The sequence below is a fragment of the Chimaeribacter coloradensis genome, from assembly GCF_002858715.1.
GTDB classification, from domain to species: Bacteria; Pseudomonadota; Gammaproteobacteria; order Enterobacterales; family Enterobacteriaceae; genus Chimaeribacter; species Chimaeribacter coloradensis.
In genome coordinates this window covers 188,582-204,343 of record NZ_PJZH01000005.1, presented here as the reverse complement: position 1 = coordinate 204,343, position 15,762 = coordinate 188,582, and the positions used below count along the sequence as shown (strand labels likewise).

Genomic DNA, 15,762 nt, shown 5'->3' with positions numbered 1-15,762 from the left:
AAGGCGATGCGGGCTGATTAACCTGTGTGCGTCATTATAGGGCCGGCCACCAACACAGCGCCGGGGTGAAGGTCAGGGCTGCGCCCCGACCCGGCAATCATCAATTGAGGCCAGAACAAGCTCATGGGGTACACCGCTGCGCACTTCCGACCGGCCGATAGCCGTCGGCAGTACCAGACGCAGTTCACCGGCCAGCACTTTTTTATCGCGCATCATATGGGGCAGGTAGGCGGCAGCCGCCATCTCCTGCGGGCCATTGACCGGCAGGTTGGCACGCTGTAACAGCGCCTTGAGGCGTGCCACGTCCTGCTCACTGAACTGGCCGAGACGCCGGGCAGTGTGCGCAGCCATCATCATGCCTGCCGCCACCGCCTCACCATGCAACCAGTTGCCGTAACCCATTTCTGCTTCAATGGCATGGCCATAAGTATGGCCTAAATTCAGCAGGGCACGCTGGCCGTTTTCACGCTCGTCTGCGGCCACCACTTCCGCCTTCAGCTCACAGCAGCGGCGGATGCAGTACGCCAGCGCCGTCATATCCAGCGCCATCAGGGCGTGAATATTCTGTTCCAGCCAGACGAAGAAATCCGCATCAAGAATGACGCCATATTTAATGACTTCCGCCAGGCCCGACGACAGCTCGCGCGGCGGCAGGGTCTTGAGGCAATCAAGATCGACCACCACGGACGCAGGCTGGTAGAACGCGCCGATCATGTTTTTGCCGAGGGGATGGTTAACGGCCGTTTTGCCGCCGACGGAGGAGTCAACCTGTGCCAGCAGGGTGGTAGGAACCTGGATGAAACGGACACCGCGCTGGTAGCAGGCCGCGGCGAAACCGGTAAGGTCACCGATAACGCCGCCGCCGAGGGCGATCAGGGTCGTATCACGGCCGTGGGGTTTCTCCAGCAGGGCGGAGAAGACCTGTTCCATCACCGTGAGCGATTTGAACTGCTCACCGTCCGGCAGGATAACGTGGTCAACACGCACGCCCGCCAGTTCCAGCACTGAACGCACCTTATCCAGGTAGAGCGGGGCCAGGGTCTGGTTGGTTACCAGCATGGCCCGCTCACCGGCTTTCAGCGGGATAAAAGAAGCCGGATCGTTAAACAATCCGGCAGCAATCGTGATGGGGTAACTGCGATCCCCTAACGTTACGGTAATCTTCTCCATGTCGCGCTCAGTGACCTTTTTGACGTTTACCTGCTGTTAACCTGCCCCCTCAGAGATGACGGGAATGAATCAATTGCTTTCCAGCATGTTGATGATCTGATTAGCCACCACTTTGGCGCTTTGATCATCAGTGCGGATGGTGACATCAGCAATCTCTTCGTACAACGGATTGCGCTCTTTCGCCAGCGCTTCGAGCACTTCACGCGGCGGCGCATCAACTTGCAGCAGCGGACGTTTTTTATCGCGCTGGGTGCGGGCAAGCTGCTTTTCGATGGTGGTTTCCAGATAGACGACAACGCCGCGCGCGGACAAACGGTTACGGGTTTCACGTGATTTCACTGAACCTCCGCCTGTCGCCAGCACAATGCCCTGTTTTTCCGTTAACTCATTAATGATTTTTTCTTCGCGATCGCGGAAACCTTCTTCGCCTTCCACGTCGAATACCCAGCCCACATCAGCTCCGGTGCGTCGCTCAATTTCTTGATCGGAGTCGAAAAACTCCATATTGAGTTGCTGAGCTAACTGACGGCCAATAGTGCTTTTGCCGGCACCCATAGGCCCAACCAGAAAGATATTGCGTTTCTCTGCCATGTTTTTCGGTATTACTAAGACAATTCGTTAATGATAACCCGCCCCGCCAATCAAATCAGCGGCGGGACCTAAACTGAAACCTCATGAGCGATAGTGCGAGATCAGACGAAAAATTATCTCAGCACTTTTGGTAGTTTGGCAACCGAATAAATCGTTACTCTGCCGCAGGAGGGAAACCATACGTTTTTATCGGCATTTCTCGTGGAATAAGAATCTCGGTGCGCAATTCGGTAACCCTTGTATGCTAAATCGGTCGCAGCGTCAAACGCAGATGACTCTGCCGACACAAAAAGTTGCACAACCCTGCCCCGATTACTGCCTGAATACGCCCCGGTTTATGCCCCGGCCCCACCCGCTTTCCCTGTTGGTGCCCCGTGCGTCGCCCCTCAGGGGATGCTGACCAGCGCAGGCGTCACAAAAATAACCAGTTGGTGCTCCCGGCGCTTTTTACGGTCGTGGGTAAACAGTGCGCCGAGTAACGGAATATCGCCCAGCCCCGGCACCTTGTCCTGCGTGTTTTCATGGTGTTGCTGGAAAATGCCGCCCAGCACCACGGTTTCCCCCTCTGCGACGGTGACCTGCGTTTTAATCTCCTGCTTGTCGATCGCCAGCGCCTCCCCTTCCGCCTGCTGAATGCTGCGGCCGGGCATGTTCTGGGTAATCTGCAGGGCGAGGTTGATTCTGCCGTTGCCCAGCACCCTGGGCGTGACCTCCATTCCCAGCACCGCCTCTTTAAACTCAACAGAGGTGGCACCGCTGGCCCCGCTCGAAACCTGATAGGGGATCTCGGTGCCCTGCTTGATGCTGGCAGTCTGCTGATGGGCCGTCAGCAGGCGCGGGCTGGCGATGATCTCGACCTGGTTCTCCTGCTCCAGCGCGCTCAGCTCCAGGCTAAGTAACCGGCTGTCTATCCGCGCCAGCGTGAACCCGGCGGTAGCCGTACTGCCCGCGACCGGCAGCCCGACGGCAAAATTATTCAGCCGGAAATTGCCGGCCACGTTTTCCGCCTCCGCCAGCCCCCAGGTTACGCCCAGTTCACGCAGGCTCTCATTACTGATGGTAACGATATGGGCCGTCAGCTGAACCTGCTGTAACGGCTGATCCAGCTCCGTGACCCACTGCTCCAGTGCCGCCAGCTTCTCGTCCGTGTCATGGATCAGCAGGGTATTGGTGCGCGCGTCCGTGACGATGCTCCCTCGCGGGGAGAGCAAGGTCGCACGCTGCGCATTCAGGCTGGCAGCGACGGCCGCGGCGTCAGCATGTTCCAGCGCGAGGCTCAGGGTCGCGAGCGGGCGGTCATCGGCGAGCAGCTTTTGCTGCGCACGCTGCTGCTGTTGCTGCTCATCCTGATAAGTTTGCGGGAAAATCATCAGCACGTTCTTCTCGCGGACCTCGGCCAGCCTGCCCATTTTGAGCACCACCGCCAGCGCCTGCTGCCAGGGCACCCCCTTCAGGCGCAACGAAAGGTTGCCCTCTACGCCCGGTGCCAGCACCAGATTCAGCTGTTGATGGTCCGCTAATGCCTGTAACACCACACTCACCGGCGCATCGTGAAACTCCAGATCCAGGGAGGCGGCAGGAGGCTGCGCGCCGCCACTGACTGACCAGACCAGCAGGAATAAACAAGCCAGAACAGAGCTGCACCGGGCAAGGCGTAACAGCACAGCAGGGCATTTCACCGCCGCAGGCATCATGACCCAGGCGGCATGCCGGTTTATGTTTTTCATCAGATTTCCTTATCGTCAAGCCTGTTTTTGGCTTTTCCTAAATAGAGCTGCAGAGGGCGGGAGTCCGGGCAGACGCCCGGGTCAGCAGCCAGCGTCACACTGCCTGTTGCAATCTGTTCAACCCGCCAGCCGGTCGTACCCAGCTGTGCGCCGGGCGTCACGTTTTGCCAGCGGCCGGCGGCATCCTGCAGCCAGGCATGCGGCGTATCACCACCACGCAGAATACCGCCCAGCCGCAGGGCGGCAGCGTCAACGCAGGGAGGTTGCGGCTGAGGCGCAAACGGATCGCGCCCTGGCGCGGCATGCCCCTCCCCCAGCCCCCCGATCAGCAGGCTGCAGAGCAGCGCGCCACACCACCGGTGAGAAACGTTCATCAGTCAGCCTCCGGTGTCATCGCGAGCCACAGCGTCACTTCCAGGCCGTGCGGCCCCGGTGCGATCCCCATCTGCGCAATGGCGGGCAACGGCAGCCCGGCGATTGCCTCCAGAAACTGCTTCAGCCCGGGGTAAGAGGTGCGCACAGCCAGCCGCCAGCGCACCGCTGAGGTTGGCGGGCGATCCATGTCCGGCTCCCAGCTCAACAGTTCGCTGTTGGCGTGCCGCAGCGGGCCGGCCAGCAGAAAAGGCATCTCTGTGTCAGCGGCAGCCGGGGGTGCATGGCTCGCCTCAAGCCGGGCGATCTGCTGGTTCAGCCACTCCGCCGGGGCCTGTGCAGCCAGCTGAGCCTGTTGCTGGGTAATCGCCTGCCGGGTTACCGCCCAGGTTGCAGACATCGCCTTAACCTGCCGCCAGCTGGGCAGCAGCAGTGCCCGGCAACCGATGCCAGTGAGCAATAAAAGCAGCAGCAAGGCCACGCCTGTCTGTTGCCGGCGCGGCCGGTGCTGCCACTGCGCCACGATCTGTTGCAGATAAGAGGTCATCCTGTTCCTTTACCTTCCATGTTGCCTGTAGACCAAAGTGAAACAGCCCGTCAGGTTGCTGACGGATGTTCTCCAGCGTCACTGCCACCGCTTCCCGGCCCTGCCGCAAGGCAGCAGCGAAAGCCAGCACCCGGTCATAACGATAAGCCAGCCCCTGCCAGTGCACCGCCCCCGCCTGCTCCTGCCAGTGGGTCAGCCAGACGCCGGCGGGGATCGCGTGCTCTATCTCCTCCAGCAGCCGCAGATGGCGGCGGCGTGCCTGTTGCCGCTGCCGGGCCGCGTGCGCCTGCTGTATTAATGAAGCATGACGATCCACCAGCGCCTGCCGCTGCGCCGCCTGCTGCTGAAGGGCCTGCAACTGTGACGCCGCAACTGCCTGCCGGGCAGCCCATGCCGCTGCCCGCTGATGCAACAGCCCCCAGCCGGCAAGCATCACGACGGCCAGGAGCAGCAGCGCAGCCCCGGTAATGTGCATCAGCTGTTGCCAGCGCGCCTGACGCCGCTGTTGCCGCCACGGCAACAGGTTAACCTGCATCATTCGCGATCCTCCGGCCTGACAGCCAGCCCGGCCGCCAGCACAAAAGCGCCGGGCACAGTCTCCGCAGGCAGCGCGCCCGGTAAGCGGCTGAAGGGTGCCCAGCCCTGCATACCTTCGGGCACCGGCTCCGGCAACGCCGAGGAGAAAAAGCACGGCCGCGATTGCAGCGGTTCGGGCAGCGCAGCCTGCACCGCCGCGGCATGCTCCGCGCTGCCTGCCATGCCGTACTGGAAAGGCAACGTACGCGGGGTGACCCACAGCCACCCTTGCGGCAGGTGGTGAAGCATCAGCGCATCCGGCGGTACATTCGCCAGCGCGCCGATGTAATGCAGTGCACAAGGGGCGATGTCCACGGCATCCGGTTGCAGGCCGGTTCCCTGCAACCGGGCGAGCCAGGCGGCCAGCTCCTGCCGGTGGGCGGCGGTGACCACAACCTGCTGCGGCTGGCCGGGCGGGGTACGGTAGTCAAACACCAGCGCATCACGATCCAGCGGAAAAAGCCGGGCCGCCTGGGTCAGCAGGAACGCCTCACGGTGCGGCTCCTGTAACTGGGCCGCCGGTGCCGGCAAACTGCGTTGGAGCACCCGTGCAGCGGGCAGGGCCACCCGCAGGGAGAAGCGCCGGGGTAACAGGGCGCGCCAGCGGCGCAGGCTTTCCAACCGGCTCCCTGGCAGTACCGGCTCGCCGGAAAGCGGCTCATCAGCGGGCAGCGGCAGGTGCCAGCCGCCGCGCAGCTGATACCCTCCCCGGTGGCGCACGACCGCTATCGCGTAACAGCCATGTGGCTGAATATCCAGACCAATTTGCCATTTTCCTCCGGCCATCCTGTGCCGCCTCCCTGACGTCAGATGATAAAAGAACGTATCTATGATGTAGGGTTGCCTTTATACTACGCCGCGATTGTTTATAAACTGCCCAAACGACATTAAGTGGGAAATCTCAGGTGAAGTTCGTAAAGTATTTTTTGATTCTTGCAGTGTGTTGCATTGTGCTGGGAGCTGCCTCGATTTACGGCTTGTACAAGTACATCGAGCCGCAGCTGCCGGATGTGGCCACATTGAAAGATGTGCGCTTACAGACCCCGATGCAGGTGTACAGCGCAGAGGGCGACCTGATCGCCCAGTATGGCGAGAAGCGCCGTATCCCGTTGACGCTGAACCAGATCCCACCGGAAATGGTTCACGCCTTTATTGCCACGGAAGACAGCCGGTTCTATGAGCACCACGGCGTTGACCCGGTAGGCATTGTGCGTGCCGCCTCGGTGGCGCTGGCGTCCGGCCATGCGTCGCAGGGGGCGAGTACCATTACCCAGCAGCTGGCGCGTAACTTCTTCCTCAGCCCGGAACGCACCCTGATGCGTAAAATAAAGGAAGCGTTCCTGGCGATCCGTATTGAGCAGTTGCTGACCAAAGATGAGATCCTTGAGCTGTATCTGAACAAGATCTATCTCGGTTACCGGGCTTACGGTGTCGGTGCGGCGGCCCACGTCTATTTCGGTAAGGACGTCAGCCAGCTGACGCTGGGCGAAATGGCGGTAATCGCCGGCCTGCCAAAAGCACCGTCGACCTTCAACCCGCTCTACTCCCATACCCGTGCGCTCTCGCGCCGTAATGTGGTGCTGGCGCGGATGCTGGAGGAGAACTACATCACCCAGGCCCAGTATGACCAGGCGCGGGATGAAAACCTGGAGGCGGATTACCATGCGCCCAGCATCGTATTCTCCGCCCCTTACCTGTCAGAGATGGTGCGTCAGGAGATGGTGAAGCGTTACGGTGAAAATGCCTATAACGACGGCTACCGGGTCTACACCACCATCACCAAAAAGAACCAGCTGGCGGCGCAGGCGGCGGTGCGTAATAACGTGCTGGCCTATGATATGCGCCATGGTTACCGCGGCCCCACCAAGGTGCTGTGGCAGCGCGGTGAACCCGCCTGGGACGAGCAGCAGATCATCAAGACGCTGAAATCCCTGCCGGTATATGGCCCGCTGTTCCCCGCTGTCGTGACGCAGGCTTCGGCCGACCAGGCCACGGCGATGCTGTCGACCGGCGAGGCGGTGACGCTGCCGCTGGCGGGCGTACGCTGGGCGCGCGCATTCAAATCTGACAACCTGCAGGGGCCGACGCCGAAACGGGTTTCCGATGTGGTGCAGCCGGGCGAGCAGATCTGGGTGCGCAAGGTGGAGAATGACTGGTGGCTGGCACAGGTGCCGGACGTCAACTCCGCGCTGGTTTCGCTTAACCCAAGGGATGGCGCCGTCAAAGCGCTGGTGGGGGGCTTCGACTTCAACCTGAGCAAATTCAACCGTGCCACCCAGGCGCTGCGCCAGGTCGGCTCCAACATCAAGCCGTTCCTCTATACCGCGGCGATGGACAAAGGGCTGACGCTGGCCACCATCCTGAACGACCTGCCGATCTCCCGCTGGGATGCGGGTGCCGGTACGGACTGGCGGCCGAAGAACTCCCCGCCGGTGTATGACGGGCCGATCCGCCTGCGTCAGGGGCTGGGGCAGTCGAAAAACGTGGTCATGGTCCGCGCCATGCGCGCCATGGGCGTGGATTATGCGGCAGAGTACCTGCAACGCTTCGGCTTCCCGGCGCAGAACATCGTCCACTCGGAATCCCTGGCACTGGGCTCAGCCTCCTTTACGCCGCTGCAACTGGTGCGGGGTTATGCGGTGCTGTCTAACGGCGGGTTCCTGGTAGACCCTTACTTCATCACCAAAATTGAGGATGAGGGCGGGAACACCGTGTTCGAAACCACGCCGAAAGTGGTCTGCGATAACTGTAATCTCCCGGTGATCTACGGCGAAACCCAGCGTTCTGTGGTGCTGTCGGATGATAATGTGGAGAACGTGGCGGTATCCCGTGATCCGAACGCCAATGCCGCCGCGCCGATGCCGCAGCTGGAGCAGGTCAGCCCCGGCCAGCCTGCCCCCACCGGCCAGCAGTATGCGCCGCATGTGATCAGCACCCCGCTGGCCTTCCTGATCCACGACGCGCTGAACAGCAACATCTTCGGCGAACCGGGCTGGATGGGCACCGGCTGGCGTGCCGGGCGTGACCTGAAACGCCACGATATCGGCGGCAAAACCGGCACGACGAATAACTCGAAAGATGCCTGGTTCTCAGGCTATGGCCCGGAAACCGTGACCTCCGTCTGGATTGGTTTTGATGACCACCGCCGCGATCTGGGCCGCAGCACCGCATCTGGTGCCATTCCGGATCAGATTGCCGGGGCGGAAGGCGGGGCGAAGAGTGCCCAGCCGGCGTGGGATGAGTACATGAAAACCGCGCTGGAAGGGCTGCCGGAGCAGGCCGTGACCCCGCCGCCGGGCGTGGTGAGTGTGACCATCGACAAGCGCACCGGCAAGCTGGCGGACGGCGGTGCCGGCAGCCGCGTGGAGTACTTCATCGACGGGACACAGCCTACCGAGCACGCCGTGCATGATGTCGGCACCACGCTGATGGATAACGGCCAGACGCACGAACTGTTCTGATGCCCATCAGGCAGTAAAAAAGCCGGTCAGCATACGCTGACCGGCTTTTTTTATGCAATGAATGACCCTTACAGCGACTGCTGGAAAAATTGCTGCGCCAGGAACAGCGCGCTCACGTTACGCGCCTCGCGGAAATCGGGCTGTTGCAGCAGCTCCATCATGCGCGTGAGCGGCCAGCGTACCTGCACCAGCGGCTCCGGCTCATCCCCTTCCAGCTTTTTAGGGAAAAGATCGCGCGCAATCACAATGTTCATTTTGCTGGAGAAATAGGACGGTGCCATGGTCAGTTTGGTCAGGTAGTCAAAGCGCTGCGCGCCATAGCCAACCTCTTCCATCAGTTCACGGTTTGCGGCCTCAAGCACCCCTTCGCCCGGATCGATCAGCCCTTTCGGGAAGCCGAGCTCATAATCCTCAATCCCGACCGCATATTCACGGATCAGCAGCAGATCGTCGCCGATAACCGGCACAATCATTACCGCTTCACGCTCGGAGGGGCGCATCCGCTCATAGACGCGCTGTTCGCCATTGCTGAACGCCAGGTCAACCGACTCCACGTTGAACAGCCGCGACCGTGCCACGGTTTCAACTTTCAGGATCTTGGGTTTTTGCAGAGATTTTTCCATGTCATCCCCATAAATACGAGCCTGCGTCAGGCGTTAACCATGACGGCTGTCATGGTGCACTCCGCCCGCGCGCATTCAGGCCGGCGCACCGGGCAGCCGGGCCTGTTGACCCGGCAAAAAGGGTATTGTGCGTTACCAGATGCGGCGGCGGCAATTCCCTGCTGAGTTTTTACTTATTATTAACAGAGCCGGCCCCATTGCTACAGGCTTTTTTCTGTGCGGAATGCGCTTTTTTCCCGCGCTCTGCCGCCCTGTGCCATTTCTTTTTGCCGCTTTGCAAGATCTTTCTCTATCAATTGGTTACGCTTACACCAGTTCACGGGAAAAATAGGATTATGCCGATATTGGCAGAGCAAACCGGTTGTTATCATCCAATGAGGTCTATATTTGCCCTATCCTTTTATCACCGTTGGTTAAGCCCGGTATACCGTTCTCTCTGGTGGTGCGTTAAGCTGCTTGCATGTTACAACACATACGTAATAGTCTGTTTTTAAAAGAGTTGACAAAGGTCAGCGTTGCCCTGACGGGGAATAGATGAGCACAATAGCAGTAATATTGGCCGTACTGTTTGCCATGCTGATCATTATTGGGGGTTATTTGAGAGGTATGTTGCGTCACCGTACGCCGTTTGCTTCGTCGTTACCTTTCATGAAGCCGACTCACCGCAAACTGACACCAGAAGAACGTCAGGCCGTCGAGCGCTACCTGCGCCAAAGTGACCGGCTGAGCCTCAGCTCGCTTTCTGCCAGCAATAATATCTTCTCCCTGCGTGACAAACTGACCTTAACGCCGAAAAGCGACACCGTCTATTCACTGACCAAAGCGATCACCCGTTATGGCGTCGCCAGCGACGAGCCGAACAAATGGCGTTACTACCTGGATACGGAAGAGGTGCATCTGCCGCCGTTCTGGGAGCCTTACATCACGCAGGACAACCAGGTTGAAATCATCCGCACCCAGACCATCCCGCTGGTGATCTCCCTGAACGGCCACTCGCTGCTCAACCATGTGTATGATCGCCGCCCCGCCGCAGCGCCGGTGGTGGCTGCGCCGTCGCAGAATGCCTCTATCCGCAAGGAAGAAAGTGACCATATCGAGCTGCTGACCATCCGCCGTGAAACGCCGGAAGAGCACGCGCTTTACCAGACCAGCGGCGTACGGGAGGCCTTCGCGCTTTCCGGTGCCATGGTGCTGCTGTTTTTCAGCCTGACCAGCCCGATGGTGTTCCTGCCGTGGCTGATCCTGCTCGCGGTGATACTGAGCGCCTGGGCGGGCTGGCGGCTGCTGCGCCGTCCGCAGGAGCGCGACCTGCAGGAGATCCACTGCCTGCGCGGTGCGCCGAAACGCTGGGGGCTGTTCGGTGAGTCCAACCAGGGCAATATCAGCAACATCTCCCTCGGCATCATCGACCTGATCTACCCGGCGCACTGGCAGCCCTATGTCTCGCGCGATCTTGGCCAGGTCACGGATGTGGACATCTACCTCAACCGGCAGGTGGTGCGCCAGGGCCATTACCTCTCACTGCATGACGAGGTGAAACATTTCCCGCTGCAGCGCTGGGCAAAGAGCCTGGTGCTGATGTGCGGCTCACTGCTGGTGCTGCTGATGCTCACCAGCTACATCTCCCTGAGCCTGCCGCTGAAACTGAGCCTGGCCTGGATTCAGGGGGCAACCAGCACCCAGGTGACCAGCGTTCAGGCGCTGGAGAATACGCCGTTGCGCATCGGCGATACGTTACGGGCGCAGGGCAACGGCATGTGTTACATCCCGCCGAATTACCAGAACAACAAGCACTACGCCTTTATGCCGTTTGACTGCGCCGGCATCTACTGGAATAACGCCACGCCGCTGCCGCTGCCTGAGTCAGTCACCATTGAGAAGGCCTCGGCCCTGCTGGCGGCCGTCAATAACCAGCTGCACCCCACCGGCGGCGCGGATCAGAACATTAACCCGCAACTGGCCACCGCCATTGAGAAATCGGGCATGATCCTGCTGGATAATTTCACGGATATCGTGCTGAAAACGCAGGACTTGTGTAGCAACGATGAGGATTGTGTCCGGCTGAAGAATGCGCTGGTCAACCTGGGGAATGCCCAGAACTGGAGCGCGCTGGTGAAGCGGGCGCAGTCCGGCAGTATGCGCGGCATGAACGTGCTGCTCCGGCCGGTGAGTGCGGAATCGCTGGATAATCTGGTCAACAGCGCGACCTCGTCATTCTTCTTCCATGAGACGCACCGTGCGGCGGAAGCGCTGAACAGCCCGCCGCCGGGCGGCTTCCTGATCACCAGTGACGAGGGCAAGCAGCTGGTCAACCATGCGCCGCCTGCCCTGTCACTCTATGACTACAATGCGCAGGAGCAGTGGCACGAGCTGCAGCGCCTCTCCGCCATGCTGCTGCATACCCCTTTCCGCGCCGAGGGGATCATCACCAACATCACCATTGACGCTAACGGCACCCGGCACATCTCGCTGCACAGCGAGCCGGACATGATCACCCTGTGGCGCTATATGGGCACCAGCCTGCTGCTGCTGCTGGTCACGGTGAGCTTTATCGTCAATGCCGTGCTGCTGGTGAAGCGCCTGCGCCGCCACCAGCGCCGCATCAGTGACATCCAGCACTATTACGATCACTGCTTTAACCCGTCACTCTCCCCGATGCCGCTGCGCCCCTTCAATTAACCGCCGCACAACAGACGCCGGGCTTAACCGCCCGCGTCTGTGCTAGGCTAGAGATTTACCGGTGTGCCCTTTTCTTCCCCCGCACGCCGCGCATTCACACACAGGAACTGCTTATGCCGCCGGATTTTGACTGGAACTGCATCGATACCGTTTTGCTGGACATGGATGGCACGCTGCTCGACCTCGAGTTCGACAGCTATTTCTGGTTGCGGCATGTCCCGCAGACGCTGAGCGAGCGGCGCGGCATCTCCCTGGCGCAGGCACAGGCCTTTATTGAAGCGCAGTATCAGGCGGTGCAGCATACGCTGAACTGGTACTGTTTTGACTACTGGAGCAGCACGCTCGACCTGGACATCCGCAGCATGACGCAGGCGCTGGGCCACCGCGCCAGCGTGCGTGAAGACACCCTGCCCTTCCTGGATGCCCTGCGCGCGCTGGGAAAACGCACGATTTTGCTGACCAACGCCCACCCGCACAGCCTGGCAATAAAAATGGCGCACACCGGCCTGGATGCGCACCTTGATTTATTGCTATCCACCCATACATTTGGTTATCCCAAAGAGGATCAGCGCTTGTGGCAGGCGGTGCAGCAGCACACCGGGTTCGATCCGGCGCGCACGCTATTTGTGGATGACGGTGAACCCATTCTGGATGCGGCCAAAACATTCGGCATCCGCTACTGCCTGGGCGTTGAAAACCCGGATTCCAGCATGGCGGGCAAGACCTTTTTGCGCCATCCCTCTATGCATGACTACCGCACGTTGTTACCGGCCGCTCCCCGCCCATAACGACCCACTCAGGAGGTTGCGATGAAGGAGACCCACCAGGATGAGACTGCCGTCCGTCTGGATAAATGGCTGTGGGCCGCACGCTTCTATAAAACCCGTGCGCTGGCCCGTGAAATGATTGAAGGCGGCAAGGTCCACTATAACGGACAGCGTACCAAGCCGAGCAAGCTGGTTGAGGTGAATGCCGAGATCAAGCTCCGTCAGGGAAATGACGACCGTACCCTGATTGTGCTGGGCGTGACGGCCCAGCGGCGGGCAGCCCCTGAGGCGCAGCTGCTGTATGAGGAGACGGCGGCCAGTATTGAAAACCGGGAAAAGGTGGCGCTGGCGCGTAAAACCCAGTCGCTGACCATGCCCCACCCGGACCGGCGCCCGGACAAGAAAGAGCGCCGCAACCTGATCAAATTTAAATATGGCGAAGGCGAGTGATCCTCCGCTGCACAGAGAGACTATTATGGCTAATCAAGATTCCAACGCGACGCACGACCAGCTGCATCGTTTCCTGTTCCAGGACCAGGCCGTGCGCGGTGAACTGGTCACCCTGAGCGACACCTACCGCCAGGTGCTGGAAAACCACAACTACCCGGCACCGGTCAGCACCCTGCTGGGTGAGCTGCTGGTGGCCACCAGCCTGCTGACCGCGACCCTGAAGTTTGACGGTGACATCACCGTGCAGCTCCAGGGCGACGGCCCGCTGAAGATGGCGGTGGTCAACGGCAATAACCGCCAGGAGATGCGCGGTGTGGCCCGCGTGCAGGAAGAGGCAGCCATCGCGCCGGAGAGCACGCTGAAGCAGATGATCGGCAACGGTTACCTGGTCATTACTATCACCCCGGCGGAAGGCGAGCGCTATCAGGGTGTGGTCGGGCTGGAAGGCGACACCGTGGCCGAGTGCCTGGAGAACTACTTCCTGCAATCTGAACAGCTGCCGACCCGCCTGTTCATCCGCACCGGTGAAGCCAACGGCCAGCCTGCGGCGGGCGGGATGCTGTTACAGGTGCTGCCGGCGCAAAATGCCTCGCTGGATGATTTCGACCACCTGACCCAGCTGACCGCCACCGTGAAAGGCGAAGAGCTGTTCACCCTGCCGGCGCACGATGTGCTCTACCGCCTTTACCATCAGGAAGAGGCCACCGTGTATGAGCCGCAAGACATCTGCTTCCGCTGCAGCTGCTCGCGTGAACGTTGTGCGAATGCCCTGCGCGCCCTGCCGGATGAAGATCTGCAAAGCATCCTGGAAGAGGAAGGCCAGATCGAAATGCATTGCGACTACTGCGGCGCTGACTATGTTTTCGACAAGGTCGACGTAGGCGCACTGCGCAATGCGGGCAATGAGCAAAACCCACAAATTCATTAATTTCTCAGCGGCAGCCTGCGGGCTGCCCTTTTTTTGCCCGATTCCCCATCAATCTTGCGCACGTTTCATTTTATGACGTGTGCCATCTCCCATAATTGTTAAAAATAAGTGTTCTCTATTATTTTTTTTGACCCCCATCGCGTTTAATACAGACCGTGACCCTACACACTGTGTTAGTAACGTATAGCAACTAAGGAGTAGTGAAATGCGTGATCACGGTATAACCCCTGATACCCTGGCCGCCTACGGCATCCATAATGTCAGCGACATTGTCTATAACCCGGACTATGCACGCCTGTATCAGGAGGAGACCGCCCCGGGCCTGCAAGGTTATGAGCGCGGCATCGAGACCAGCCTGGGCGCGATTGCTGTGGATACCGGCATCTTCACCGGCCGTTCGCCGAAAGATAAATATATTGTCCGTGATGACACCACGCGGGACACCGTCTGGTGGGCAGATAAAGGGACCGGCAAGAATGATAACAAACCCTTAAGCCAGGAGACCTGGAACGCCCTGAAGTCCTGCGTGACGGAACAGCTCAGCGGCAAACGCCTGTTTGTGGTGGATGCCTTCTGCGGTGCCAACCCGGACAGCCGCCTGAAGGTACGTTTTATTACCGAAGTGGCCTGGCAGGCCCATTTCGTTAAGAACATGTTTATCCGCCCTACCGACGAGGAGCTGGCTGACTTCACGCCGGATTTCATCGTCATGAACGGCGCGAAATGCACCAACCCCAACTGGCGTGAGCAGGGGCTGAACTCCGAGAACTTCGTGGCGTTCAACCTCACGGAAAACATCCAGTTAATCGGCGGCAGCTGGTACGGCGGCGAGATGAAGAAAGGGTTGTTCTCCGTGATGAACTACCTATTGCCGCTGAACAATATCGCCTCGATGCACTGCTCGGCCAACGTGGGCGAAAAGGGCGACGTGGCGGTGTTCTTCGGCCTCTCCGGCACCGGCAAAACCACCCTCTCCACCGATCCGCAACGCCAGCTGATTGGCGATGATGAGCACGGCTGGGACGATGACGGCGTCTTCAACTTCGAAGGCGGCTGCTACGCGAAAACCATCAAGCTCTCTGAGCAGGCGGAGCCGGAGATCTACCACGCCATCCGCCGCGACGCGCTGCTGGAAAACGTGGTCGTACGCGAAGACGGCACCATCGACTTTGATGACGGCTCGAAAACGGAAAACACCCGCGTCTCCTACCCGATCTACCACATTGACAACATCGTCAAGCCGGTATCGAAAGCGGGCCACGCCACCAAGGTGATCTTCCTGACGGCTGACGCCTTTGGCGTGCTGCCGCCGGTTTCCAAGCTTACCGCCGACCAGACGCAATACCACTTCCTCTCCGGCTTTACCGCCAAACTGGCCGGTACGGAGCGCGGTGTGACAGAGCCGACCCCGACCTTCTCCGCCTGTTTCGGCGCGGCGTTCCTGAGCCTGCACCCGACGCAGTATGCAGAAGTGCTGGTGAAGCGTATGCAGGCGGCCGGCGCGCAGGCCTACCTGGTGAACACCGGCTGGAACGGCACCGGCAAGCGTATCTCGCTGAAGCATACCCGTGCCATTATCAACGCGATCCTCAGCGGTGAGCTGGATCAGCAAGAGACCTTCACGCTGCCGATCTTTAACCTGGCGGTGCCGATGGCCGTGCCGGGCGTGAATGAGCAGCTGCTCGACCCGCGCAACACCTACGGCAATGCGGTGCAGTGGCAGGAGAAAGCGGAAGATCTGGCACGCCAGTTCATCAGCAACTTCGACAAATACACCGATACCCCGGCAGGGGCAGCGCTGGTGAAAGCCGGCCCGGTGCTCTGACCCTCCCATCAGGCGCACGCCGTGCGCCTGATGTTTTCTGTTGCCG

Annotated in this window: 14 protein-coding genes; 6 read left to right on the top strand and 8 right to left on the bottom strand. The window is 60.2% G+C overall.

Translation table 11 applies throughout. The features are described 5' to 3' along the window. Positions 1–72: 72 nt before the first annotated feature. The 7 genes from aroB to CYR32_RS08275 all read right to left on the bottom strand — a co-directional run bounded on the left by aroB (position 73) and on the right by CYR32_RS08275 (position 5,769). Entirely contained in the window at positions 73–1,170 is a 1,098-nt protein-coding gene (gene aroB, locus CYR32_RS08305; protein WP_101823911.1) for a 3-dehydroquinate synthase, read from the bottom strand. Positions 1,171–1,239: 69 nt separating this feature from the next. Beyond that, positions 1,240–1,761, bottom strand: a complete 522-nt coding sequence (gene aroK / locus CYR32_RS08300; protein WP_072927460.1) for a shikimate kinase AroK — start codon at positions 1,759–1,761, stop codon at positions 1,240–1,242. 386 nt (positions 1,762–2,147) lie between these two features. Next, positions 2,148–3,488 carry a DNA uptake porin HofQ gene (hofQ, locus tag CYR32_RS08295; RefSeq protein ID WP_241523785.1) on the bottom strand — a complete coding sequence of 447 codons (1,341 nt, stop codon included), beginning with the start codon at positions 3,486–3,488 and terminating at the stop codon, positions 2,148–2,150. Then, positions 3,488–3,862: a DNA utilization family protein gene (locus CYR32_RS08290; protein ID WP_101823910.1), complete on the bottom strand. Its 375-nt coding sequence runs from the start codon at positions 3,860–3,862 to the stop codon at positions 3,488–3,490. The genes hofQ and CYR32_RS08290 overlap by 1 nt, the downstream gene beginning before the upstream one ends. After that, entirely contained in the window at positions 3,862–4,260 is a 399-nt protein-coding gene (locus tag CYR32_RS08285; protein ID WP_101823909.1) for a hypothetical protein, read from the bottom strand. The genes CYR32_RS08290 and CYR32_RS08285 overlap by 1 nt, the downstream gene beginning before the upstream one ends. Before the next feature lie 4 nt (positions 4,261–4,264). After that, on the bottom strand, positions 4,265–4,945 hold the full coding sequence (locus CYR32_RS08280; protein ID WP_101823908.1) for a PilN domain-containing protein: 681 nt from the start codon (positions 4,943–4,945) through the stop codon (positions 4,265–4,267). Further along, positions 4,942–5,769, bottom strand: a complete 828-nt coding sequence (locus CYR32_RS08275) for a type IV pilus biogenesis protein PilM (protein ID WP_146000680.1) — start codon at positions 5,767–5,769, stop codon at positions 4,942–4,944. The genes CYR32_RS08280 and CYR32_RS08275 overlap by 4 nt, the downstream gene beginning before the upstream one ends. Positions 5,770–5,888: 119 nt before the next feature. On the opposite strand from CYR32_RS08275, the gene mrcA reads away from it, so the two are divergent. Then, the gene (gene mrcA / locus CYR32_RS08270; protein WP_101823906.1) at positions 5,889–8,444 is read left to right on the top strand and encodes a peptidoglycan glycosyltransferase/peptidoglycan DD-transpeptidase MrcA; all 2,556 of its coding nucleotides are present in this window, start codon (positions 5,889–5,891) and stop codon (positions 8,442–8,444) included. A 68-nt stretch (positions 8,445–8,512) separates the two neighbouring features. Here the strand turns inward: mrcA and nudE are convergent, their stop codons facing one another. After that, positions 8,513–9,067, bottom strand: a complete 555-nt coding sequence (nudE, locus tag CYR32_RS08265; protein WP_101823905.1) for an ADP compounds hydrolase NudE — start codon at positions 9,065–9,067, stop codon at positions 8,513–8,515. Between the two features lie 534 nt (positions 9,068–9,601). Here nudE and CYR32_RS08260 point away from each other — a divergent pair. The 5 genes from CYR32_RS08260 to pckA all read left to right on the top strand — a co-directional run bounded on the left by CYR32_RS08260 (position 9,602) and on the right by pckA (position 15,716). Further along, positions 9,602–11,746, top strand: a complete 2,145-nt coding sequence (locus CYR32_RS08260; RefSeq protein ID WP_101823904.1) for an intracellular growth attenuator family protein — start codon at positions 9,602–9,604, stop codon at positions 11,744–11,746. Between the two features lie 113 nt (positions 11,747–11,859). Next, positions 11,860–12,534, top strand: coding sequence for a GMP/IMP nucleotidase (yrfG, locus tag CYR32_RS08255; RefSeq protein ID WP_101823903.1), 675 nt, complete (start codon positions 11,860–11,862; stop codon positions 12,532–12,534). Positions 12,535–12,555: 21 nt separating this feature from the next. Next, positions 12,556–12,963 (top strand): ribosome-associated heat shock protein Hsp15, encoded by a 408-nt coding sequence (gene hslR, locus CYR32_RS08250; RefSeq protein WP_101823902.1) that lies wholly within the window; start codon positions 12,556–12,558, stop codon positions 12,961–12,963. Positions 12,964–12,988: 25 nt separating this feature from the next. After that, entirely contained in the window at positions 12,989–13,891 is a 903-nt protein-coding gene (gene hslO, locus CYR32_RS08245) for an Hsp33 family molecular chaperone HslO (RefSeq protein WP_101823901.1), read from the top strand. Between the two features lie 205 nt (positions 13,892–14,096). Then, a complete protein-coding gene (gene pckA / locus CYR32_RS08240; RefSeq protein WP_101823900.1) occupies positions 14,097–15,716 on the top strand; it encodes a phosphoenolpyruvate carboxykinase (ATP) in 1,620 nt (539 codons plus the stop codon). The last annotated feature ends 46 nt before the right edge of the window (positions 15,717–15,762 follow it).